The sequence below is a fragment of the Pseudomonas sp. B21-054 genome, from assembly GCF_026016345.1.
GTDB lineage: Bacteria > Pseudomonadota > Gammaproteobacteria > Pseudomonadales > Pseudomonadaceae > Aquipseudomonas.
The window spans coordinates 6087704-6107931 of the sequence record NZ_CP087204.1 but is presented as its reverse complement, the minus strand read 5'-3'; the positions used below and the strand labels follow the sequence as shown (position 1 = coordinate 6107931).

Here is a 20228-nt window from a genome sequence, read left to right as displayed (position 1 = left end):
CATTGCGGAGAAACTCGATCAACTGTGCGAGCTTGCTCGCGATAGCTATCTGACTGACTGCACATCACTACCGGATTCACTCCGGCAGCTCATACACATAAATCTTCTGCGCCTCCATCTGATACCCGGCGTCGGCCAGTTCACTGGTGGACGGCTTGACCTGCATCGGCCCCTCGACCCAATACGGCTGGTACAACTCGTCGAGCTTCACGCCGACCTCACTTTTCACATGCACGATCTGATTCGACGGCGGTGGCGGCACGTGGATGCAGGCGCCGAAATACGGCACCAGCAAAAAGTCCGTGGTGCGACCTTCCTCGCTGACTTCCAGCGGCACGATGTAGCCCGGCAGACGAATCTGCTGGCCGTCGAGGGCTTTGACCACCGGCGCGTTAGGCAAATCCTGCTTGGCCGCCGGGGCGGATTCGGCGGCGAGGGCATCGCTCATCTTTGACAAGTCGTGCAGCGGGGTCATGTTCGGCACTTCCGGCGGCGCGTCCGGCGGGATCATCTCCGACCAGGCCAGGTCCCTCGGCTCGGCCGCCCACAGCGGCAGGGCGACCATCATCAACAGCGCAAGCAGGGCGCGGGGCATTTTCACGGTCCTCATAAACGGATCGACAGGCCATCGGCCAGCGATTGGCGATAGGCGCGCCAGGCCGGCACGCTGCCCATCAGCAGGGCAGCGAGCAGGATGCCAGCCATGAGCGTCCATTCATATTCGCTCGGCCAGCTCAGCGGCAGATACAAACCATAGGCCGACTGCACATAACCCTGGGCGGCGGCGATGCCGATGTACAGCAACGCCAGCCCGGCGCTGACCCCGGCCAGCGCCAGGGCAAAGGCTTCGAGCACCAGCAGGGTCGCGATGTGCCACGGCCGCGCGCCCACCGAACGCAGGATTGCCATCTCCCGACGGCGCTCGTTGAGGCTGGTGAGGATCGCCGTGAGCATGCCGATCAAGCCCGTCAGCACCACGAACAGCGAAATCACGAACAGGGCTTTTTCCGCCGTGCCCATCAGGCTCCACAACTCCTGCAGCGCCACGCCGGGCAGGATCGCCAGCAACGGTTCGCCGCGGAACTCGTTGATCTCGCGTTGCAAGGCAAACGTGGAGATCTTGTTGTTGAGGCCGAGCATGAACGCGGTGATCGCTTGGGGCGTGAGGTCCATGTTACGGGCCTGCTCGGCGCTGATGCGGCCGTTGCCCTGGGCGGGTACACCGTTTTTCCAGTCGATGTGGATCGCCTCCATGCCGCCGAGGCTGATGTGCAGCGTGCGGTCCACCGGGGTGCCGGTGCGCTTGAGAATCCCGACCACGGTGAAGGGCTTGTCGTCGTGCTTGACCAGGCTGACCACGGCCACGCCGTGGGCCAGCACCAGTTTGTCGCCGAGCTTGTAGTGCAGCGCCTCGGCCACTTCGGCACCGAGCACCACTTCGAACGGATCGCTGGCGAAGGCCCGGCCATCGGCCAGTTCCAGATGTTGCTGGCGGCCGTACTGGTAATGCTCGAAGTAGGCCTCGGTGGTGCCCATCACCCGGTAGCCACGATGGGAATCGCCCAAGGACATGGGAATTGCCCACTTCACTTTCGGATTGCTGGCGAAGTGTTCGAAGCTGTCCCAGCGGATGTTGTTGGTGGCGTTGCCGATGCGAAATACCGAATACAGCAGCAGGTTCACCGAGCCGGAGCGGGCACCGACGATCAGGTCGGTGCCGCTGATGGTGCTGGCGAAACTGGCCCGCGCCTCGGTGCGCACCCGTTCCACCGCCAGCAGCAGGCACACCGAAAGGGCGATGGCGAAAGCGGTGAGGATCGCGGTGAAGCGGCGGTTCGCCAGGCTGGCCATGGCTAGACGGAACAAATACATCTCAGACCTCGAGTGGCGTGGCGGCGCGATTGAGATCGGCCAGCGAGAGGTGGCGGTCGAACAGCGGCGCCAGGCTCTGGTCGTGGCTGACGAACAACAGGCTCGACCCGGCCTCGCGGCATTCGGCGAACAACAGCCGCAGGAAGTTTTCCCGGGCATCGTAATCCAGGGCCGAAGTTGGCTCGTCGGCGATCACCAGTTCCGGCTGGCCGATCAACGCCCGGGCGGCGGCAACCCGTTGCTGTTGGCCGATGGACAGCGAGTCGGCGCGGCGCTCCAGCAGGTTTGGATCGGTCAAACCCAGGTGAGCCAGCAGCGTGGCGGCGGCCTGGTCGACACTGCCATGGCGCTGCACGGCCCGTTGTGCACGCAGCTTGGAAAAGTGACAAGGCAGCTCGACGTTCTCGCGCACCGAGAGAAACGGCAGCAGGTTGAATTGCTGGAAGATGTAGCCGGTGTGATCCACGCGAAACCGGTCGCGACTGCCGGCGCCCAGTTCGCTGAGTTCTTGGCCGAGCAGGCGGATGCTGCCGCGATCCGGCGTCTGCACACCGCCCAGCAACCCCAGCAGCGTGGTCTTGCCACTGCCGCTGGGGCCCTTGAGAAACAAGGTTTCGCCGGCTTCCAGGCGAAACGCCGGTATATCCAGCAGCGGTGGATGCCCGGGCCAGCTGAAGCCCAGGTCGGACAATTCGATGAGTGCTTGGGTCATATGAAACCGGTCAGATCAAGGTGAACCCTGTGGGAGCGGGCTTGCTCGCGATGGCGGTGTGTCAGGCTGCATCTGTATTGAATGTGCCGGCCTCATCGCGAGCAAGCTCGCTCCCACATGGGTTTTGCGGTGAGTCAGAATTTCAGGGCTGGCGCCTTGGCCGTCACTTCCACACCTTGCTGGCCGCTCGGGCTGATCAGTTGTACCTGAATTTTCTGGGTGGCCGGGAAGGTTTTGAACAGTGTCGCCAAGTCCAGGTTCTTCAAGGCGCCAGGCACGGCGCAGGTGAATTGATAGTGGGCATGGATCTCACTGTGTTCGTGGTGTTCGTCGCCATCGGCGTCTTCATCGTGGTCTTCGTGGTCCGGTTCATCGCCAAACAACGGGCTTTCCAGTTCCTGTTGGGCCACGGTGCATTTGGCGGTGGTTGGCAGGTTGAACAGTGCCAGGGGTTTTTCCAGTTGGGCACGGGCGGCGGCGACCTTGGCTTTGTCGGCATCGCTGGTGGCGGCGTGTTCGAAGCCCACCAGGTTCATCGCCGGGCTTTCCAGTTCCAGCTCCAGGGTCTGGCCGTCCAGTGCAGCGTTCAGTCGAGCAACGCCGTGTTCATGGGCGCCGAGGCTGCCGTGTTCATGGTCGTGGTCATGCTCGACGGCCGCATGAGCGACAGCCAAGGGCAACAGGGCAAACGGCAGGGCGAGAAGCAGACGACGCATGACGAGTCTCCAGGAAGTACAAGTTGTGTTATGTAATCTTATAACGAAAGTGCGGAGAGTTTGACCGGCTGCTTGGCGTCGCGCAAGGCCCATGGGAGCATGGGTACATGAAATATTCAGGAGCACGGTGATGTTGCGGATACGCGGAACCGTCGGCGAGTGGCCGGTGGACTTGTCGATCGAAATGGATGAAGGCGACTGGGCGCAGCTCGGCGCGCAGTTGCAAGTAGCCAAATCCGAAGGCATGGCGACACCGGCGGCCAAGCCGGCGAACCAGGACGATGCCCAGTGGCAGATCGCCAAGGAATTGCTGCGCAAGGCCGGGCAACTGAGCGGCCCGGACCTGCTGGAGCAACTCGAAGGCCTGACCGGCAGCGCCTCGGCAGGTAAGCGCCTGTTGGTGCGCCTGCGCCACTGCGCCGAGGTCAAGGTGCTGAGCGGCGGCGATACGCCGCTCTACAGTTGGGTGGGAGAAGAAGCGGTAAGCCACAAGCCGCAAGCTTCAAGCTGAAGCAATCTTGCCGCTTGTAGCTTGTAGCTGCCCCTCTAATACAACGCCGCAAACAGCTTGCGGCGATAGGTCGTCACCAGCGGGTGATCGTTGCCCAGCAGTTCGAAGACTTGCAGCAAAGTCTTGTGGGGCAGGCCTTCGCTGTAGCTGCGGTTACGCATGAACAGCTTGAGCAGCGCATCCAGGGCCGCTTCGTACTGCTGGCGTGCCAGTTGCTGGATCGCCAGTTGGTACACCGCTTCATCGTCCTGCGGGTCTTTTGCCAGGCGCGCCTTGAGGTCGGCGGCGTCCGGCAGGTGCTTGGCCAGGCCGAGGAACTGGATCTGCGCCTTGGCGCCAGCCAGGGCGGCTTTATGCTCATCGCTTTTCACTGCATCCAATACCGTCTGCGCTTCGTCCAGCTCGCCGCGCTCGGTCAGGCAGCGGGCGTACAGGATCAGCGCCTTGGCGTTGGTGTTGTCTTCACCCAGCAAGATTTTGAGCAGGGCTTCGGCGTCAGCGAAGCGGCCATCGTCGAACAGCGCCTGGGCCTGTTCGAACGGGTCGGCGGCGGCCGGTGGCGGCATCTGTACATGAGGCTCGAGCATCGTGCGCACCGCCGATTCCGGCTGGGCCCCGGCAAAGCCATCGACCGGCTGGCCGTCCTTGAACAGCACCACGGTGGGCAGGCTGCGAATGCCGAAGCGGGCGACGATGTCTTGCTCGAGGTCGCAGTTGACCTTGGCCAGCAGCAACTCACCCTGATAGCTCTCGGCAATGGTTTGCAGCATCGGCATCAGGGCCTTGCACGGCGCACACCACTCGGCCCAGAAATCCACCAGTACCGGTTTGTGGAAAGAGTTCGCGATCACCGACTGGTCGAAATCGGCGGTGGTGGCGTCGAAGATGTAGGGCGTGTCCTGGGTCATGGGGGATCTCGTAGAACGCTTGAATGAGGCAACTATACGGCGTGGTGGGAGTGGCTGAAAGCGGGGTGGCGGTGAGAGGTGTGGAGATTGGCAGGGCCCCATCGCGAGCAAGCTCGCTCCCACAAGGGATCTCAAGTGTTCATGCGATCCCTGTGGGAGCGAGCTTGCTCGCGATGCTTTTAAGACCAGCGCCGCGCGTAATACAGGCTCACATGCCGAAACTCTTCAGGCTCGGCCAGGTCTGGCAAGGTCATGGCTTCCAGCATTTCGATGCGCCGGTACAGCGGATGCTGGAAGTCCCGCACCCGGGAATCGGCCACCAACGCCTCGCGACCACGGCTGAGGAACTGGTCGAGCAGCGGCAGGTTGGCTCGGTCGTAGAGCACGTCGGCGACCAGAATCAGGTCGAAACGATCGGCTTCGGCGAAGAAATCCGTCGAGTAGCCAAGTTCTACGCCATTGAGCTCGGCATTGGCCTGACAGGCGGCAAGCGCCAGGGGATCCAGGTCGCAGGCCACCACTTCCAACGCTCCGGCCTTGACCGCCGCGATGCCCGCGATGCCGGAACCGGCGCCGAAATCCAGCACCCGCTTGCCCTCGACCCACTGCGGCTGTTCGGCCAGGTAGCGGGCCATCGCCAGGCCGCTGGCCCAGCAGAAACTCCAGTAGGGTGGCTCATGGAGGATGCGGCGGGTTTCTTCCGGGCTGAAGGCACGGTCCATGTTGTCGCCGTCGATCAACCACAGTTTCAGTTCGGTGCCGGGTAGCGGGCAGGCCACCAGGCGCGCGTCGCCCAGCAACTCACCCAACGCTTGTTGCAGGTCCTGCGGTGCCTTCATGGCGCTTTGACAAATTGCAGGGTGCCCAATGCCTGAGTGGTCGGTTGGCTGATGCGTTGTTCCGGCAGGTGCAGGATCAACTGGCCGGACTGGCTGGCGCGGCCACGCAGTTCCACGCGAGCCCCCACCGGGAAGGCTTCCGGGTTGAAGCGCAAGCGGAAGGGCAGGGCCTGGTTGGTGCCGATCAGGCTGGAACTGGCGAGCAATTGTTGCGGACGGTCCTTGTCATCGATCACCAGCAAAGCCAGTTCGACCTCGGCCCCGGCCGGAACGCCCTGCAAGGTGCCGCTGATTTCACGCTGGTATGCCGGCAACGGCCCCAGCTCGGCGGCCTGGCGGGCTTTTTCCTGGGCCTGTTTCGGCGCCGGGGCCGGTGCGGGCGCCGCGGGCTTGGGGGCGTCGCTGCTGCACGCCATCAGCAGGCTGAAAAGACTGAGCAAAACGAGCGATCGTAGCGGCATGTGTGGCTCCAGCAAGGTGAATTCCATGGATCTGACGGTAAGCCCGTCTGTATACCGTAAACCCTATGGCTTGTCTTGCCAGTGGGATGCGCTACCATGGCCCTCCCTTTTTTTGTTGCCTGCCACCATGCACTGTCCCTTCTGCGGTGCCAACGACACCAAGGTCATCGACTCGCGACTGGTCGCCGAGGGCGAACAGGTCCGCCGCCGGCGCGAATGCCTGGCCTGCGGCGAACGTTTCACGACGTTCGAAACCGCTGAACTGGTGTTGCCGCGCCTGATCAAAACCGACGGCAGCCGCCAGCCGTTCGACGAAGAAAAACTGCGCGCCGGCATGCAGCGCGCCCTGGAAAAACGCCCGGTGAGCGTCGAGCGCCTGGAAGCGGCGCTGGTGCACATCAAGCACAAGCTGCGGGCCACCGGCGAGCGCGAGGTCAAATCCCTCGTGGTCGGCGAACTGGTGATGGCCGAGCTGCAGAAGCTCGATGAAGTCGCCTACATCCGTTTCGCCTCGGTGTACCGACGCTTCCAGGACTTGAACGAATTCCGCGAAGAAATCGACCGCCTGGCCCGCGAACCGGTGAAACCATGACCGTCTCGGCGCAGCAGGCCGTCCTCGACGCCCACTACATGGCCCGTGCCCTGGAGTTGGCGCGGCGCGGTCACTACACCACTCACCCCAATCCCCGAGTCGGTTGCGTGATCGTGCGTGACGGGCAGATTGTCGGCGAAGGGTGGCACATCCGCGCCGGCGAGCCCCATGCCGAAGTCCATGCCCTGCGCGCCGCCGGTGAACAGGCCCGGGGCGCCACGGCCTACGTGACCCTCGAACCCTGCAGCCATCACGGGCGTACCCCGCCTTGTGCTGATGCGCTGGTCAACGCGGGCGTGGCGCGGGTGGTGGCAGCGATGCAAGACCCGAATCCGAATGTCGCCGGGCGTGGCCTGCAGCGCTTGGCCCAGGCCGGTATCGCTACCGAAAGTGGCGTGCTGGAAGGCGAGGCGCGCCTGCTCAACCAGGGTTTCCTCAAGCGCATGGAGCACGGCTTGCCGTACGTGCGGGTCAAGCTGGCCATGAGTCTGGACGGCCGCACGGCCATGGAAAGCGGCGAAAGCCAGTGGATCACCGGTCCCGCCGCACGTTCGGCGGTGCAACGCCTGCGAGCCCAGGCCGACGTGGTGCTGACTGGCGCCGATACGGTGCTGGCCGACAATGCCCGGCTGACCGTGCGCGCCGATGAACTCGGCCTGGATGCCGAGCAGACCGCGATGGTCATGAGTCGCCCGCCGCTGCGGGTGCTGGTGGACGGGCGCCTGCGGGTGCCGCTGGATGCGCCGTTCTTCAAGGCTGGCCCGGCGCTGGTCGCTACTTGCATGGCGGTGGAAGAACAGTACGCCAACGGTCCTGAATGCATGATCGTGGCAGGCGATGACGGACAGGTCGATCTGCGTCGGCTGTTGGTGGCGTTGGCTGCCCGGGATGTCAATGAAGTGCTGGTGGAAGCCGGTCCGCGTCTGGCGGGGGCTTTCGCCCGGCAAGGGTTGGTGGACGAATTCCAGATTTTCATCGCCGGCAAGTTCCTTGGCTCTTCGGCGCGGCCGTTGCTGGACTGGCCGCTGGCGCAGATGAAAGACGCTCCAGAACTGAAAATCAGCGAAATTCGTGCCGTGGGCGATGACTGGCGAGTCATCGCCGTTCCCGTGCCACCGGCCAGCGTATAATTCCCGGCTTTCGCTCACGCGGCGGCCCGTTCTCGAGGAGGACTCCATGTTTACCGGCATCATCGAATCCATCGGCAGCATCCGTGCACTCACCCCCAAGGGCGGCGATGTGCGGGTCCATGTCGAAACCGGCAAGCTCGACCTGAGCGACGTCAAGCTGGGTGACAGCATCGCGGTCAACGGCGTGTGCCTGACCGCCGTTGAACTGCCAGGCAATGGCTTCCTGGCGGACGTCAGCCGTGAAACCCTCGACTGCACCGCCATGAACGACCTCAAGAGCGGCAGCCCGGTCAACCTGGAAAAAGCCCTGACCCCCACCACTCGCCTGGGCGGGCACTTGGTCAGCGGCCATGTCGATGGCGTTGGCGAAGTGGTCTCGCGCAGCGATAACGCCCGGGCCGTGGAGTTTCGCATCCGTGCACCCAAGGAGCTGGCCAAGTACATCGCCCATAAAGGCTCGATCACCGTCGACGGCACCAGCCTGACGGTGAACGCGGTGGATGGCGCCGAATTCCTGTTGACGATCATTCCCCACACGCTGAGCGAAACCATCATGGCTTCGTACCGGCCAGGTCGCCGGGTCAACCTGGAAGTCGACTTGCTGGCCCGTTACCTGGAACGTCTGCTGTTGGGTGACAAGGCCGCAGAGCCTGAGTCTTCACAACGGCGGGCCGGTAACATCACCGAAAGTTTTCTGGCCGCCAACGGCTACCTCAAATCCTGACCCAAGGGGGTGCCGTGTGGCGCTCAATAGCATCGAAGAACTGGTAGAAGACATCCGCCAAGGCAAGATGGTCATCCTCATGGATGACGAAGACCGCGAGAACGAAGGCGACCTGATCATGGCCGCCGAGTGCTGCAAGGCCGAACACATCAACTTCATGGCCAAGCATGCCCGTGGGTTGATCTGCATGCCGATGACCCGCGAGCGCTGCGAGCTGTTGAGGCTGCCGTTGATGGCGCCGCGTAACGGCTCCGGTTTCGGCACCAAGTTCACCGTGTCCATCGAGGCCGCCGAGGGCGTGACCACCGGTATCTCCGCCGCTGACCGTGCGCGTACCGTCCAGGCCGCCGCCGCGAAAGACGCCAAGGCCGAGGACATCGTCAGCCCCGGCCACATCTTCCCGCTCATGGCCCAGGCCGGCGGCACCCTGGCCCGCGCTGGCCACACCGAAGCGGCCTGCGACCTGGCGCGCATGGCCGGCTTCGAGCCCAGCGGCGTGATCTGTGAAGTGATGAACGACGACGGCACCATGTCCCGTCGCGCGGAACTGGAAACCTTCGCCGCCGAACACAACATCAAGATCGGCACCATCGCCGACCTGATCCACTATCGGATGATCCACGAACGTACCGTTCAGCGGATTGCCGAGCAGCCCCTGGACAGCGAACTGGGCCAGTTCAACCTGGTGACCTACCGTGATTCGGTGGAAGGCGACGTGCACATGGCGCTGACCCTGGGCACCGTATGCGCCGAAGAACCGACCCTGGTGCGCGTGCACAACATGGACCCGTTGCGCGACCTGCTGATGGTCAAGCAGCCCGGCCGCTGGAGCCTGCGGGCCGCGATGGCTGCGGTGGCCGAGGCCGGCAGCGGCGTGGTGCTGCTGCTCGGGCACCCGCTCGATGGCGACGTGCTGCTGGCGCACATCCGCGAAACAGCGGATCAAACCGCCGTGAAAAAACCGACCACCTACAGCATCGTCGGTGCCGGTTCGCAGATCCTCCGGGACCTGGGCGTGCGTAAAATGCGCCTGATGAGCGCGCCGATGAAATTTAATGCGATATCCGGTTTCGATCTGGAAGTTGTAGAATACGTGCCCTCCGAATAAAGGCCCGGGATTATCCGGCCTGTGTTCGTGGCTAATATCACTAGAAGAGCGCGTATAGAACGCGCTCTGGCTCTTTAAGAGATCTGACGAATGACCCTGAAGACCATCGAAGGTACCTTCATTGCCCCCAAAGGCCGCTACGCTCTGGTAGTGGGCCGTTTCAACAGCTTCGTGGTTGAAAGCCTGGTCGGCGGTGCGGTCGATGCCCTGGTTCGCCATGGCGTGAGCGAAAGCGATATCACCATCATCCGTGCGCCTGGCGCCTTCGAAATTCCGCTGGTTGCGCAGAAAGTCGCTCAAAAGGGCGAATATGCGGCGATCATCGCCCTTGGCGCGGTCATTCGTGGCGGTACTCCGCACTTCGAATACGTGGCCGGCGAATGCACCAAGGGCCTGGCCCAGGTGTCCATGGAATTCGGCGTGCCAGTCGCCTTCGGCGTGCTGACTGTTGATTCCATCGAGCAAGCCATCGAACGTTCCGGCACCAAGGCCGGTAACAAAGGTGCCGAAGCTGCCCTGTCCGCCCTGGAAATGGTCAGCCTGCTGGCGCAGTTGGAGGCCAAGTGATTAGCGACGAAAGCGATCGTTTCAACCCGCGCGATCCCAAGCCAGCCGATGCCGGAAAGCCGTCCAAGAGCGTCAAGCGTCGCGAAGCTCGTCAGCTCGCGACCCAGGCGCTGTATCAATGGCACATGGCCAAGCAGTCGCTGAACGAGATCGAAGCGCAGTTTCGGGTCGACAACGATTTCAGTGATGTCGATAGCGCGTATTTCCGTGAGATCCTGCACGGCGTCCCGGCCCACAAGACCGAGATCGACATTGCCCTGGCACCTTGCCTGGACCTGACCATCGAAGAGCTGGACCCGGTTGAGCTGGCGGTGTTGCGCCTGTCCACCTGGGAGTTGATGCAGCGCGTCGACGTGCCGTACCGCGTGGTGATCAACGAGGGGATCGAGCTGGCGAAAGTCTTCGGTTCCACCGATGGCCACAAGTTCGTCAACGGTGTGCTCGACAAACTCGCCCCGCGTCTGCGTGAAGCTGAAGTGAAGGCGTTCAAGCGCTGATTGGCGCTTGTTATCCCAATGGGTGAGTTTGAGCTGATCCGTAATTACTTCGCCGCGGCGCCCTGTGCGCAGGGCGGCGAGGGCGTTGCGCTGGGGATTGGCGACGACTGCGCCGTGCTGGCCGTGCCTCCCGGGGAACAGCTGGCGGTGTCCACCGACACGCTGGTGGCCGGTGTGCACTTTCCAGACCCTTGCGACCCGTTCCTGCTCGGCCAGCGCTCGCTGGCCGTGGCGGTTAGCGACCTGGCCGCCATGGGCGCCACTCCTGTTGCGTTTACCCTTGCCCTGACCTTGCCGACGGTGACCGCCGATTGGCTGCAAGCCTATGCCCGGGGTCTTGACCTCATGGCCCAGGCCTGTGGCGTGGCGCTGGTGGGCGGTGACACCACCCGTGGGCCGTTGAGCCTGACCATGACCGTGTTCGGTCGTGTACCGTCCGGCCAGGCCCTGACCCGAAGCGGCGCGCAGCCTGGCGATTTGCTGTGTGTCGGCGGCGAACTGGGCAATGCCGCCGGCGCATTGCCGCTGGTGCTCGGCCAGCGGCACGCCGAACCTGCCGTTGCCGAGCCCTTGCTGGCGCATTATTGGTCGCCGCGACCGCAGATCGACCTGGGGCTGGCGTTGCGGGGCAAAGCCAGTGCGGCGATGGATATTTCCGATGGCCTGTTGGCCGATTGCGGGCATATCGCCCTGGCATCCGGCGTGGCATTAAACGTTGAACGGGACCGACTGCCGCTGTCCAACGCTTTGGTAACCTTCCTTGGCCGGCCGGAGGCTGCCCAGGCCGCACTGAGCGGTGGTGACGATTACGTGTTGCTATTCACCTTGCCACCGGTCCGATTGTCGGCGTTACAAGCCGCAGGCTGGCCGATCCATGTGATCGGCAGCGTCATGGTCGGGCAAGGTGTCATGCTGCTCGACTGCGACGGGCGCAACATCACCCCGAAAATACGGGGCTATCAACATTTTCGGGAGACACCGTGACAGATCATCCCAACCAGGTCCCGGCGGAGTTCGTTCCGCCCTCGGTCTGGCGCAATCCCTGGCATTTCCTGGCATTTGGCTTCGGTTCGGGTACATTGCCTAAAGCGCCGGGCACCTGGGGTTCGCTGGTTGCGCTACCCTTCATACCGTTGTGGCAGATGTTGCCGGACTGGGGCTATTGGCTGATGCTCGGCATCACCATGCTCTTTGGTTTCTGGCTGTGCGGCAAAGTGGCGGATGACCTGAGGGTGCACGATCATGAAGGCATTGTCTGGGATGAAATGGTCGGCATGTGGATCACCCTGTGGCTGGTACCGGAAGGTTGGTACTGGCTGTTGGCAGGTTTCCTGGTGTTCCGCTTCTTCGACATCCTCAAGCCATGGCCGATCCGCTGGATAGACCGGCATGTGCATGGAGGCGTCGGCATCATGCTTGACGATGTACTGGCCGGGGTCTTCGCCTGGCTGGCAATGCAGGGGTTGGTGTGGTGTTTTACCTGAGGGAACCAGGAATGGGCGTAAGCCGCGCACTGTTACTATTGCTGTGTCTAGGAGCTTTCCTCGGTGCCCGGGTGGCCGACTCCGCACCGCTGCCGGGCAAGATCCGGGCCGCCAGCGAGGAGTGGACCGGTTACACCCAGGCCGATGGCCAGGGCATGGCCTGGGACATTTTGCGCCAGGTGTTCGAGCCCGCAGGGGTCAAGCTGGAGATCCGCAGCGTACCCTACACCCGCTCGATCGGGTTGGTGCAGCGCGGCGAAGTCGAGGTGCAGGTCGGCGCTTATCGCGATGAGTCCGAAGGTGTGCTTTACCCAAAGTGGCACTACGACGTCGATCATCTCTTTGCCCTGGGACTGGCCTCCAAACCGACGCCCACGCTGGCGACAATCGGCAATTACCGCCTGGTGTGGATGCGCGGATACGAATACAACAACTACCTGCCCAACATCCGCAGTTTCAATGAAGTCCACCGTACCGTGGGCATCTTGCCGATGCTGATTCATGAGCGGGCGGATTTTTATATCGATGCGTCGACGGAAATCGAAGAGGTGCTTTCCAAGGCCGACAATCCCCAGCAGTTCAAACTCTCGCCGCTGATCAATTTGCCTCTCTACCTGGGCTTTGCCAACACCGAAAACGGGCGGGCGTTGCGTGCGTTGTTCGACCAGCGCATGGAGGTGCTGGTGAAAACTGGCCAGTTGAAGCCGATCTTCGAACGCTGGAAGCAACCCTATCCTTTCGACGAGCATGGCAAGCCACCGAAGGCGTAATCGTTATGGCCGACAATTCAGCCTAAGCGTCTGTCGGGACGTGCTGTTACAATGCCCGCCTCTGCGAAACTCCAGTACTAGATCAGGAGCACACCGGTGCCTGTCGTTTTTGTTGCCGCTTCCAAGCTGCCAACGCCCTTTGCGCAATTCACCATGCATGGTTTTCTCGATGAAGCCACCGGCCGCGAGCACGTTGTGTTGAGCCTGGGTGATTTCGCCGACGGTGCCCCGGTACTGGGTCGCCTGCACTCCGAATGCCTGACGGGCGATGCCCTGTTCAGCCAGCGCTGCGACTGCGGTTCGCAACTCGAAGCCGCGCTGCGGGCCATCGCCCGCGAGGGCCGTGGCGTGTTGTTGTACTTGCGCCAGGAAGGCCGCGGCATTGGCCTGTTGAACAAGATCCGCGCCTATGAGTTGCAAGACGGTGGCGCCGATACCGTGGAAGCTAACGAGCGCCTCGGGTTTGCCGCCGACATGCGTGACTACAGCATCTGCCAGCCCATGCTCGAGCACTTGGGCATCCAGTCGCTGCGCTTGATGACCAATAACCCACGCAAGGTCAAGGCGTTGACCGACATGGGTATCGTGGTCGCCGAGCGTGTGCCGCTGCACACCGGTCACAACCCGCACAACAAACTGTATCTGGCGACCAAGGCCAGCAAGCTCGACCACATGATGGGTAACGAGCACCAGGGCGAGGTCGACCGGGCGTGACGCGCGGCCAGGTCCGGCGGCGACTGGCCGTCAGTTGGTGGCAATACCTGGCGCTGGCCGTGGTGCCACTGTTCGTGATCAACGCGGTGTTTGGCCAGGGCGAAGCGATTCTCCCTGTGCTGGCGATGCCGCTGTTCATTGCTGGCGTGGCCTCGATGTTTGTCAGCCTGCGATTCTTCGGGCCCTATAAACACGCCTTGATTGCCACCCAGAAAGCCCTCGATACACCCGAAGAGCCCCAGGCCTGGATTGCCCTGGCTGCCCGCCGTCGCGCCGCCTTCCTGGTCGCCGGTTTGCCGGCCTGGATTGGCGCACTGGCCGTATTCGTCGGCCTGGAAGCGGTGCCGTTGATGCTGCTGGCGTTGTCCACCGTGGTGTTGTTCTACCTGTATCGTATTCCGCGTCAACTCGGCTGATGAGCCGCTGGCTGGCGGTTCTACTGCTGGCCGTTAGCGCCTCGACGGTGGCGTCCCCGCGTGTCGTCAGCCTGGCGCCGTCGCTCTCTGAAATCGTCGTTGAACTGGACTCTGCCGACCTGCTGGTGGGCATGCTGGATGCCGGTGATCGCCCCGCAACCTTGAAGGATCTGCCCTCGGTAGGCCGTTACGGGCAGTTGGACATGGAGCGTTTGCTCAGCCTCAAGCCCGACCTGCTCCTGCTCTGGCCCGGCAGCGTGGGGCAGGCCCAGCGCGAGCAGCTCAAGGGCTTGAACATCCCGGTGTACGTCGCCGACCCCCGGGGCCTCGACGCGCTCATCACGCAAATCGAAGACATTGCTGCGCAACTTGGTCGCCCACAGCGTGGTGTGGCGCGAGCGGCACAACTGCGTGCGCGCCTTGAGGCGTTGCGTCAGCGTTATCGGCGCGAAACGCCGGTGTCGGTGTTCTATCAGGTCTGGGATCGGCCGTTGTATACCGTGGGTGGCGGGCAGATCATCAGCGATGCGCTGGCGGTGTGCGGGGCGCGGAATGTCTTTGCCGACCTGGACCTGCCGGCACCGCAGGTGAGTGTGGAGTCGGTGTTGCAACGCAATCCGCAGATTATCCTGGCGGCGGACCAGGCCCAGCTCGAGGCCTGGAAAGCCTGGCCGCAGTTGGCGGCGGTGGCGCAAGGGCGGTTGCTGTTAGTCAGTGACAAGGGGCTGGAGCGGCCGAGTGGGCAGATGATCGAGGCGACGGCTGGGTTGTGTGGGTTGATTGCGCCTGACAGATAAACCGAGGCGTCTGCTTCGCGAGCAAGCCCGCTCCCACAGTTGACCGCGTCCTAGCAGGCAACATCAATCAAACTGTGGGAGCGGGCTTGCCCGCGAAGAGGCCGGTCCAAGCACCGAAAATCCCGGATCATAGTGCGGGTGTCCAAGTCACTCCAAGCAACCAGGTCCGCCCCTCTTCCCGATACCCATACTGCGCCCCGTCATGGCTGTACAGCGCCCGGCTGTAACCCTTGTCCAGCAGGTTATCCACCTTCATTTCCAGCTTCACTTCGCGGGTCAGCGCCCAACTGCCGCGCAACCCGAGCAGGGCATAGCCGCCCAGGGCATTGCGATTGTTTTCATCGTCGTAGCTGCTGCTCGCCGCTTGCCAGGTGGCGCCCAGGCCCAGGCGGTCGAATTGCCGGTCGAGGTCCAGGCTCAAGGTCCGGCGAGCGCGGCGGGCGAGGGTATGGCCGCTGTCGCGATCTCGCGGGTCGATGAGGGCCAGGCCCAGGTTGCTCTGCCAGCCGAACAAATCCTGCATGAGGGCCATTTCAAACCCGTTGATCCGCGCCGAGGCGACGTTCTGCGGGCGTGAGTTGCTGCCAAAAATGATCGCGTCTTCCAAGTCCGTACGGTACAGCGAAGCCTCCAGGCGGGCGTTGTCGGTCAGTTGGCTACGCCACTGCAGCTCGTAGCTTTTGGCCGTCTCGGGCTTGAGGTCCGGGTTGCTGAACTCCGGGTAATACAGGTCGTTGAAGGTCGGCGCACGAAAGCTTTCGCTGTAGGTCAGCAACAGGTCGTTGTCCGGGTTCACCGGCAGGGTGAAGGTGCCGCTCCAACTGTTCTGGCCGCCAAACTGCTGGTTCTGGTCGCGGCGCAGGCCCAGTTCGGTGGAGAAGGTTTCGGCCTTGAATCGGTGTTGGATAAACGCCGCACGGTTCCAGCGGCTGTCTTCGTCGAACGGCGTGCTGCTGTTGACTCGGTCCTGATACCAGTCGCCACCAACGATCAGGCTGTTGCGCTCGTCCAGCGTCACGTCGTTCTGCCAGGTCAGCGAGTCGCGGTAGGTGTTGAACACTTCGCGGACGTCACTGAGTTTGTCGAAGGTTTTCTCTCGGTTCTCGCTGTGCCCCAGTTCCAGGCGGGATTTCCAGGCGTCGTTGATTCGCCCGTCCACATAAGTGCTGAAACTGCTCACCGCAAACTCGCTGTAGGGTTGCTGGGGCAGGGACTCGAAGGTGGTTGGGTCGAAGCGGCCGAACGGGTTGTCGAACTCGCTTTTGCCGCGGTTATCCAGCAGGTTCAGGCCAACTTCCAGGTCATCGCTGGCCGCATGGCTCAGGCTCAGGCTGAAGGATTGGTTGCGGTTGGCATCGTCGTCGCGGTCGCTGGCGTAGGACTCGTGGGTCCGGTTGCTACCGGCGCTGTCGTCGAGGCTGGCGCCGAGATTGAAACGGGTCTGCTCGTCGCCGCCGGACAAGCCCAGGCTGCGCTCCCAAGTCTGGTGGCTGCCGAACCCGACATGCAGGCGCGGTTGCAGGCCTTGTTCGTTGCCGCGCCGGGTGAAGATCTGAATCACCCCGCCCACCGCGTCGGCGCCGTAGATCACCGAGCGCGAACCGCGCAGCACTTCCACCCGCTCGATCTGGTTGATGTTCAGGCGTTGCAGGTTGCTGTCGCCGGAGGTGGAATTGCCGATGCGCTGGCCGTCCACCAGCACCAGGCTCTGGGCCGATTTGGTCCCGCGTATGTAAATCCCCGGCAGGCTGCCGCGCCCGCCCAGCGGCGCCACTTGCACCCCTGGCACGCGGCTGAGCAGGTCCGTGACGCTGGCCGGTTGCAGGCGCTCGATGTCGTCTCGGGTGAACACGGTATTGGCGGCGCTGCTGTCGTTGCGCGCTTCAACCTGGCGGTTGGCGCTGATGACCACGTCCGGGAGTTTCAGGGCCTGGTCGCGTTCGAAGGTGTCGGCCAGCAGTTCCGGGGTTGGCAGCAGGGAAAGGGTGAGGGCGAGACGCAGTTTCATGGGGGTTCCGGACATTTCTGGTCTGCATAAACCCCTTGTGGGAGCGAGCTTGCTCGCGATGGCGGAAGATCAGTCAGGTAATCCATTGGCTGACACACCGCTATCGCGAGCAAGCTCGCTCCCACAGGGGCTTGTGTTGGCTGAACTTACCGGCCCAACAACTGCAACCGCAGCCGCACCGCCGCTTCGATCCCTGCCTCATCCAACCCGCATTCGGCCAGCATTTGCGCAGGCTTGGCGTGTTCGACGTAGTGGTCCGGCAAGCCCAGGTGCAGCACCGACTTGAGGATGTTCTCCCGGGCCAGGAATTCGCTGACCGCCGCGCCGGCGCCGCCCATGATGGCGTTTTCCTCAAGGGTCACCAGCAGTTCATGGCTGCCGGCCATCTCGCGCACCAGGGCTTCGTCCAGGGGTTTGACGAAACGCATGTCCACCACGGTGGCATCCAGGGTTTCGGCGACTTTCAAGGCTTCGGCCAGTTGCACGCCGAACACCAGCAGGGCGGTCTGCTTGCCCTGGCGGCGGATCACACCCTTGCCGATTTCGATCGGTTCGAGGTCGGTTGAGAGGGTTGCGTTCGGGCCGCTGCCGCGTGGGTAGCGTACCGCCGCCGGGCCATTGAACAGGTGGCCGGTGGTGAGCATTTTGCGCAATTCGTTTTCATCGCTCGGGGTCATCACCAGCATGCCGGGGATGCAGCGCAGGAACGACAGGTCGAAGCTGCCGGCGTGGGTCGGGCCGTCTTCGCCCACCAGGCCGGCGCGGTCGATGGCGAACAGCACGTCGAGGTTCTGCACCGCAACGTCATGAATCAGCTGGTCGTAGCCGCGTTGGAGGAAGGTCGAATAGATCGCCACCACCGGTTTCGCGCCTTCGCAGGCCATGCCGGCGGCAAGGGTCACGGCGTGCTGCTCGGCAATCGCCACGTCGAAATAGCGCTGCGGGTAGCGTTCGCTGAAGGCCACCAGGTCCGAGCCTTCCTTCATCGCCGGGGTAATGCCCACCAGGCGCGGGTCAGCGGCGGCCATGTCGCACAGCCATTGGCCGAACACGCCGGAATACTTCGGGCCGCCGGGCTTTTTCGGCGTGGCGGCCGGAGCGTCCAGGGGTTCGAGCTTGGTGATGGCGTGGTAGCCGATGGGATCGACTTCCGCCGGGGCGAAGCCTTTGCCTTTCTTGGTGACCACATGCAGGAACTGCGGGCCCTTGAGGTCGCGCATGTTGCGCAGGGTGGCGATCAGGGTCGGCAGGTCGTGACCGTCGATGGGGCCGATGTAGTTCCAGCCCAGTTCTTCGAACAGCGTGCCGGGCACCAGCATGCCCTTGGCGTACTCTTCGGTACGGCGGGCGATTTCCCAGGCACCGGGCAGGCGCGACAATACCTTCTTGCTGCCTTCGCGCATGCTGGCGTAGGTGCGGCTGGAGAGGATCTTCGCCAGGTAGTTGGACAACCCGCCGACATTGCGCGAGATCGACATGTCGTTGTCGTTGAGGATCACCAGCATGTTGGCGTTGACTTCCGGCGCATGGTTCAGCGCCTCGAAGGCCATGCCCGCGGTCAGTGCGCCGTCGCCGATCACGGCAATGGCCTTGCGCTCGCTGTTTTGCAGGCGGGCGGCAATCGCCATGCCCAGGGCGGCGCTGATGGAAGTGCTGGAATGGCCGACGCCAAAGGTGTCGTACTCGCTCTCGGAACGGCGCGGGAAGGCCGCGATGCCGTCCTTCTGGCGCAGCGTGCCCATGCGCTCGCGACGACCGGTGAGGATCTTGTGCGGGTAGGCCTGGTGTCCGACGTCCCATACCAGCCGGTCGTCCGGAGTGTCGAACACGTAATGCAGCGCGATCGTAAGCTCGATGACGCCCAGGCCGGCACCGAAATGCCCACCGGTCTGACCGACCGTGTAGAGCAGTTCCAGGCGCAACTCATCGGCCAGGGTTTCCAGCTCGGCTTCACCCAGGCGACGCAAGCCGTCCGGCGTGTTGGCGCGGTCCAGCAGGGGCGTGGTCGGGCGCTTGCGGGGAATCTCTTGAAACGTCGTGGGCATCAGGCGAATCGTTATAGGTATAGAAAGAGGCGGCAGTTTACCTTATGGATCGCAAGCTGCCCACGCGTTGGCCGGAACTTGGCCGATACGCAGTCTAAAGGGGTTGACCCCGTATCAGCTGCGTCGTTCGACGATATAGCGCGCCAGATCGCGCAACGGCTCGGCCGCCGCGTCAAAGGGTCGCAGCGCCGCCAGTGCCTGGTCGCGCAGCTCCAAGGCATAGGCCTTGGCCGCGTCGAGGCCGAGCAGGGCCGGGTAGGTCGGTTTATCCCGGGCGATGTCGGCGCCCTGGCGTTTGCCCAGGGTTTGGGTATCGCTTTCGACGTCGAGGATGTCGTCCTGCACCTGGAACGCCAGGCCGATGGCCCGGGCGTAGATCTGCAAGGCCTGCAACTGCTCGGGGGTGGACCGACCGCTGGCCAGGGCGCCGAGGCGCACACTCGCCTCGATCAGCGCGCCGGTCTTGTGCCGGTGCATGTATTCCAGGGCGTTCTGGTCCAGCTTCAGGCCCACTGAGCCGAGGTCGATGGCCTGGCCGCCAACCATTCCGGCGGGGCCCGCCGCCAGCGCCAGGGCGCTGACCATGTCCAGGCGAATCTGCGCCGGGCAATCGCTCAGGGCCGGGTCCAGCAGGGCGCTGAAGGCCAGGCTCTGCAAACCGTCGCCGGCCAGGATCGCGCAGGCTTCGTCGAATTGCTTGTGGGTGGTGGGCTGGCCGCGGCGCAGGTCGTCGTCGTCCATGGCCGGCAAATCATCGTGGACCAACGAATAGGCGTGGATCAGCTCCACCGCGCAGGCCGCGCCATTGGCTTGTTCGGCCTGGCCGCCCAAGGCTTCGCACGCGGCATAGGCCAGCAATGGACGCACCCGCTTGCCGCCGTTCATCACGCTGTAGCGCATGGCTTCGTACAGCCGCGAAAGCTCAGGGCTCGGGGCGCTGAACAAGGTGTCCAGTGCAGCATTGACCCGGGCCTGACTGCCGGCCTGATAGGCGCCGATCATTCAGGCTGTTCCGCGTCGAAGGGCTCTTCGGTCAATTCACCGTCACGCTCGAGCAGCAATTGCACCTTCTGTTCGGCCTGGGCCAGCGCCGCCTGGCAGTCGCGAGTCAAGCCGATGCCTTGTTCGAAGGCGGTCAGCGAGTCTTCCAGCGACAATTCGCCGTTCTCCAGCCGTTCGACCAGCGTTTGCAGGTCGGCCAGAGATTGTTCGAAGTCCAGTGCAGCTTTTTTACGGGCCATGGCGGCGATTCCGGTTGACTGTTAAACCGGCGCGACACTAGCAGACATGGGGTTTTGGGGCAAATCAGGGCAGGGGGATCGAAGCGGGGCAGCGGGCTTGCACCGACCTGCTTTTG

24 protein-coding genes are annotated in these 20228 nt (G+C 63.4%); 13 read left to right on the top strand and 11 right to left on the bottom strand.

Annotation, left to right across the window (positions count from 1 at the left end):
• Positions 1-76: 76 nt before the first annotated feature.
• From LOY70_RS26525 to LOY70_RS26510, 4 genes are all read right to left on the bottom strand, one after another.
• Positions 77-595 carry a DUF3299 domain-containing protein gene (locus LOY70_RS26525; protein ID WP_025215734.1) on the bottom strand — a complete coding sequence of 173 codons (519 nt, stop codon included), beginning with the start codon at positions 593-595 and terminating at the stop codon, positions 77-79.
• An 11-nt stretch (positions 596-606) separates the two neighbouring features.
• On the bottom strand, positions 607-1872 hold the full coding sequence (locus LOY70_RS26520) for an ABC transporter permease (RefSeq protein WP_265030926.1): 1266 nt from the start codon (positions 1870-1872) through the stop codon (positions 607-609).
• Between the two features lies 1 nt (position 1873).
• The gene (locus LOY70_RS26515; protein ID WP_265030924.1) at positions 1874-2584 is read right to left on the bottom strand and encodes an ABC transporter ATP-binding protein; all 711 of its coding nucleotides are present in this window, start codon (positions 2582-2584) and stop codon (positions 1874-1876) included.
• Positions 2585-2718: 134 nt separating this feature from the next.
• The gene (locus tag LOY70_RS26510) at positions 2719-3300 is read right to left on the bottom strand and encodes a DUF2796 domain-containing protein (protein ID WP_265030922.1); all 582 of its coding nucleotides are present in this window, start codon (positions 3298-3300) and stop codon (positions 2719-2721) included.
• A gap of 130 nt (positions 3301-3430) precedes the next feature.
• Between LOY70_RS26510 and LOY70_RS26505 the strand changes: the two genes are divergently transcribed.
• On the top strand, positions 3431-3811 hold the full coding sequence (locus tag LOY70_RS26505; protein ID WP_265030920.1) for a hypothetical protein: 381 nt from the start codon (positions 3431-3433) through the stop codon (positions 3809-3811).
• A 35-nt stretch (positions 3812-3846) separates the two neighbouring features.
• On the opposite strand, the gene trxA is transcribed toward LOY70_RS26505, so the two are convergent.
• From trxA to LOY70_RS26490, 3 genes are all read right to left on the bottom strand, one after another.
• Positions 3847-4719 (bottom strand): thioredoxin, encoded by an 873-nt coding sequence (trxA, locus tag LOY70_RS26500; RefSeq protein ID WP_265030919.1) that lies wholly within the window; start codon positions 4717-4719, stop codon positions 3847-3849.
• Positions 4720-4898: 179 nt separating this feature from the next.
• Positions 4899-5558, bottom strand: a complete 660-nt coding sequence (locus LOY70_RS26495) for a class I SAM-dependent methyltransferase (RefSeq protein ID WP_265030917.1) — start codon at positions 5556-5558, stop codon at positions 4899-4901.
• Complete coding sequence (locus tag LOY70_RS26490; RefSeq protein WP_265030915.1) at positions 5555-6019, bottom strand: YbaY family lipoprotein; 465 nt, start codon at positions 6017-6019, stop codon at positions 5555-5557. Before LOY70_RS26490 ends, LOY70_RS26495 begins: the two co-directional genes overlap by 4 nt.
• A gap of 127 nt (positions 6020-6146) precedes the next feature.
• Between LOY70_RS26490 and nrdR the strand changes: the two genes are divergently transcribed.
• From nrdR to LOY70_RS26430, 12 genes are all read left to right on the top strand, one after another.
• Positions 6147-6611: a transcriptional regulator NrdR gene (gene nrdR / locus LOY70_RS26485; RefSeq protein ID WP_025215726.1), complete on the top strand. Its 465-nt coding sequence runs from the start codon at positions 6147-6149 to the stop codon at positions 6609-6611.
• Positions 6608-7741 (top strand): bifunctional diaminohydroxyphosphoribosylaminopyrimidine deaminase/5-amino-6-(5-phosphoribosylamino)uracil reductase RibD, encoded by a 1134-nt coding sequence (gene ribD, locus LOY70_RS26480; RefSeq protein WP_265030913.1) that lies wholly within the window; start codon positions 6608-6610, stop codon positions 7739-7741. Before nrdR ends, ribD begins: the two co-directional genes overlap by 4 nt.
• Positions 7742-7787: 46 nt before the next feature.
• Positions 7788-8465, top strand: coding sequence for a riboflavin synthase (locus LOY70_RS26475; protein ID WP_265030911.1), 678 nt, complete (start codon positions 7788-7790; stop codon positions 8463-8465).
• A gap of 16 nt (positions 8466-8481) precedes the next feature.
• Positions 8482-9573, top strand: coding sequence for a bifunctional 3,4-dihydroxy-2-butanone-4-phosphate synthase/GTP cyclohydrolase II (gene ribBA, locus LOY70_RS26470; protein WP_123343995.1), 1092 nt, complete (start codon positions 8482-8484; stop codon positions 9571-9573).
• A 90-nt stretch (positions 9574-9663) separates the two neighbouring features.
• Positions 9664-10140, top strand: coding sequence for a 6,7-dimethyl-8-ribityllumazine synthase (gene ribE, locus LOY70_RS26465; RefSeq protein ID WP_003206025.1), 477 nt, complete (start codon positions 9664-9666; stop codon positions 10138-10140).
• On the top strand, positions 10137-10637 hold the full coding sequence (gene nusB, locus LOY70_RS26460) for a transcription antitermination factor NusB (protein WP_025215722.1): 501 nt from the start codon (positions 10137-10139) through the stop codon (positions 10635-10637). The genes ribE and nusB overlap by 4 nt, the downstream gene beginning before the upstream one ends.
• A gap of 18 nt (positions 10638-10655) precedes the next feature.
• A complete protein-coding gene (gene thiL, locus LOY70_RS26455) occupies positions 10656-11621 on the top strand; it encodes a thiamine-phosphate kinase (protein ID WP_265030907.1) in 966 nt (321 codons plus the stop codon).
• The gene (locus LOY70_RS26450) at positions 11618-12121 is read left to right on the top strand and encodes a phosphatidylglycerophosphatase A (protein WP_003206020.1); all 504 of its coding nucleotides are present in this window, start codon (positions 11618-11620) and stop codon (positions 12119-12121) included. The genes thiL and LOY70_RS26450 overlap by 4 nt, the downstream gene beginning before the upstream one ends.
• Before the next feature lie 11 nt (positions 12122-12132).
• Positions 12133-12891: a substrate-binding periplasmic protein gene (locus LOY70_RS26445; RefSeq protein ID WP_265030900.1), complete on the top strand. Its 759-nt coding sequence runs from the start codon at positions 12133-12135 to the stop codon at positions 12889-12891.
• A 96-nt stretch (positions 12892-12987) separates the two neighbouring features.
• The gene (ribA, locus tag LOY70_RS26440; RefSeq protein WP_123343992.1) at positions 12988-13605 is read left to right on the top strand and encodes a GTP cyclohydrolase II; all 618 of its coding nucleotides are present in this window, start codon (positions 12988-12990) and stop codon (positions 13603-13605) included.
• Positions 13602-14021, top strand: coding sequence for an MFS transporter (locus LOY70_RS26435; RefSeq protein ID WP_123415209.1), 420 nt, complete (start codon positions 13602-13604; stop codon positions 14019-14021). The genes ribA and LOY70_RS26435 overlap by 4 nt, the downstream gene beginning before the upstream one ends.
• A complete protein-coding gene (locus LOY70_RS26430; protein ID WP_265030897.1) occupies positions 14021-14818 on the top strand; it encodes a cobalamin-binding protein in 798 nt (265 codons plus the stop codon). The genes LOY70_RS26435 and LOY70_RS26430 overlap by 1 nt, the downstream gene beginning before the upstream one ends.
• Before the next feature lie 127 nt (positions 14819-14945).
• Here the strand turns inward: LOY70_RS26430 and LOY70_RS26425 are convergent, their stop codons facing one another.
• The 4 genes from LOY70_RS26425 to LOY70_RS26410 all read right to left on the bottom strand — a co-directional run bounded on the left by LOY70_RS26425 (position 14946) and on the right by LOY70_RS26410 (position 20112).
• Positions 14946-16826: a TonB-dependent receptor domain-containing protein gene (locus LOY70_RS26425; protein ID WP_265030895.1), complete on the bottom strand. Its 1881-nt coding sequence runs from the start codon at positions 16824-16826 to the stop codon at positions 14946-14948.
• 146 nt (positions 16827-16972) lie between these two features.
• Positions 16973-18871 carry a 1-deoxy-D-xylulose-5-phosphate synthase gene (gene dxs, locus LOY70_RS26420; protein ID WP_265030893.1) on the bottom strand — a complete coding sequence of 633 codons (1899 nt, stop codon included), beginning with the start codon at positions 18869-18871 and terminating at the stop codon, positions 16973-16975.
• A 114-nt stretch (positions 18872-18985) separates the two neighbouring features.
• Positions 18986-19873 (bottom strand): (2E,6E)-farnesyl diphosphate synthase, encoded by an 888-nt coding sequence (ispA, locus tag LOY70_RS26415; RefSeq protein WP_265030891.1) that lies wholly within the window; start codon positions 19871-19873, stop codon positions 18986-18988.
• Positions 19870-20112, bottom strand: coding sequence for an exodeoxyribonuclease VII small subunit (locus LOY70_RS26410; RefSeq protein WP_003185917.1), 243 nt, complete (start codon positions 20110-20112; stop codon positions 19870-19872). The genes ispA and LOY70_RS26410 overlap by 4 nt, the downstream gene beginning before the upstream one ends.
• Between the last annotated feature and the right edge of the window lie 116 nt (positions 20113-20228).

Excerpts from the sequence above, each read along its gene's own strand:
- LOY70_RS26525 (WP_025215734.1), bottom strand. The coding sequence starts at position 595 with ATGCCCCGCGCCCTGCTTGCGCTGTTGATGATGGTCGCCCTGCCGCTG.
- LOY70_RS26520 (WP_265030926.1), bottom strand. The coding sequence starts at position 1,872 with ATGTATTTGTTCCGTCTAGCCATGGCCAGCCTGGCGAACCGCCGCTTC.
- LOY70_RS26515 (WP_265030924.1), bottom strand. The coding sequence starts at position 2,584 with ATGACCCAAGCACTCATCGAATTGTCCGACCTGGGCTTCAGCTGGCCC.
- LOY70_RS26510 (WP_265030922.1), bottom strand. The coding sequence starts at position 3,300 with ATGCGTCGTCTGCTTCTCGCCCTGCCGTTTGCCCTGTTGCCCTTGGCT.
- LOY70_RS26505 (WP_265030920.1), top strand. The coding sequence starts at position 3,431 with ATGTTGCGGATACGCGGAACCGTCGGCGAGTGGCCGGTGGACTTGTCG.
- trxA (WP_265030919.1), bottom strand. The coding sequence starts at position 4,719 with ATGACCCAGGACACGCCCTACATCTTCGACGCCACCACCGCCGATTTC.
- LOY70_RS26495 (WP_265030917.1), bottom strand. The coding sequence starts at position 5,558 with ATGAAGGCACCGCAGGACCTGCAACAAGCGTTGGGTGAGTTGCTGGGC.
- LOY70_RS26490 (WP_265030915.1), bottom strand. The coding sequence starts at position 6,019 with ATGCCGCTACGATCGCTCGTTTTGCTCAGTCTTTTCAGCCTGCTGATG.
- nrdR (WP_025215726.1), top strand. The coding sequence starts at position 6,147 with ATGCACTGTCCCTTCTGCGGTGCCAACGACACCAAGGTCATCGACTCG.
- ribD (WP_265030913.1), top strand. The coding sequence starts at position 6,608 with ATGACCGTCTCGGCGCAGCAGGCCGTCCTCGACGCCCACTACATGGCC.
- LOY70_RS26475 (WP_265030911.1), top strand. The coding sequence starts at position 7,788 with ATGTTTACCGGCATCATCGAATCCATCGGCAGCATCCGTGCACTCACC.
- ribE (WP_003206025.1), top strand. The coding sequence starts at position 9,664 with ATGACCCTGAAGACCATCGAAGGTACCTTCATTGCCCCCAAAGGCCGC.
- thiL (WP_265030907.1), top strand. The coding sequence starts at position 10,656 with ATGGGTGAGTTTGAGCTGATCCGTAATTACTTCGCCGCGGCGCCCTGT.
- LOY70_RS26445 (WP_265030900.1), top strand. The coding sequence starts at position 12,133 with ATGGGCGTAAGCCGCGCACTGTTACTATTGCTGTGTCTAGGAGCTTTC.
- LOY70_RS26430 (WP_265030897.1), top strand. The coding sequence starts at position 14,021 with ATGAGCCGCTGGCTGGCGGTTCTACTGCTGGCCGTTAGCGCCTCGACG.
- LOY70_RS26425 (WP_265030895.1), bottom strand. The coding sequence starts at position 16,826 with ATGAAACTGCGTCTCGCCCTCACCCTTTCCCTGCTGCCAACCCCGGAA.
- dxs (WP_265030893.1), bottom strand. The coding sequence starts at position 18,871 with ATGCCCACGACGTTTCAAGAGATTCCCCGCAAGCGCCCGACCACGCCC.
- ispA (WP_265030891.1), bottom strand. The coding sequence starts at position 19,873 with ATGATCGGCGCCTATCAGGCCGGCAGTCAGGCCCGGGTCAATGCTGCA.
- LOY70_RS26410 (WP_003185917.1), bottom strand. The coding sequence starts at position 20,112 with ATGGCCCGTAAAAAAGCTGCACTGGACTTCGAACAATCTCTGGCCGAC.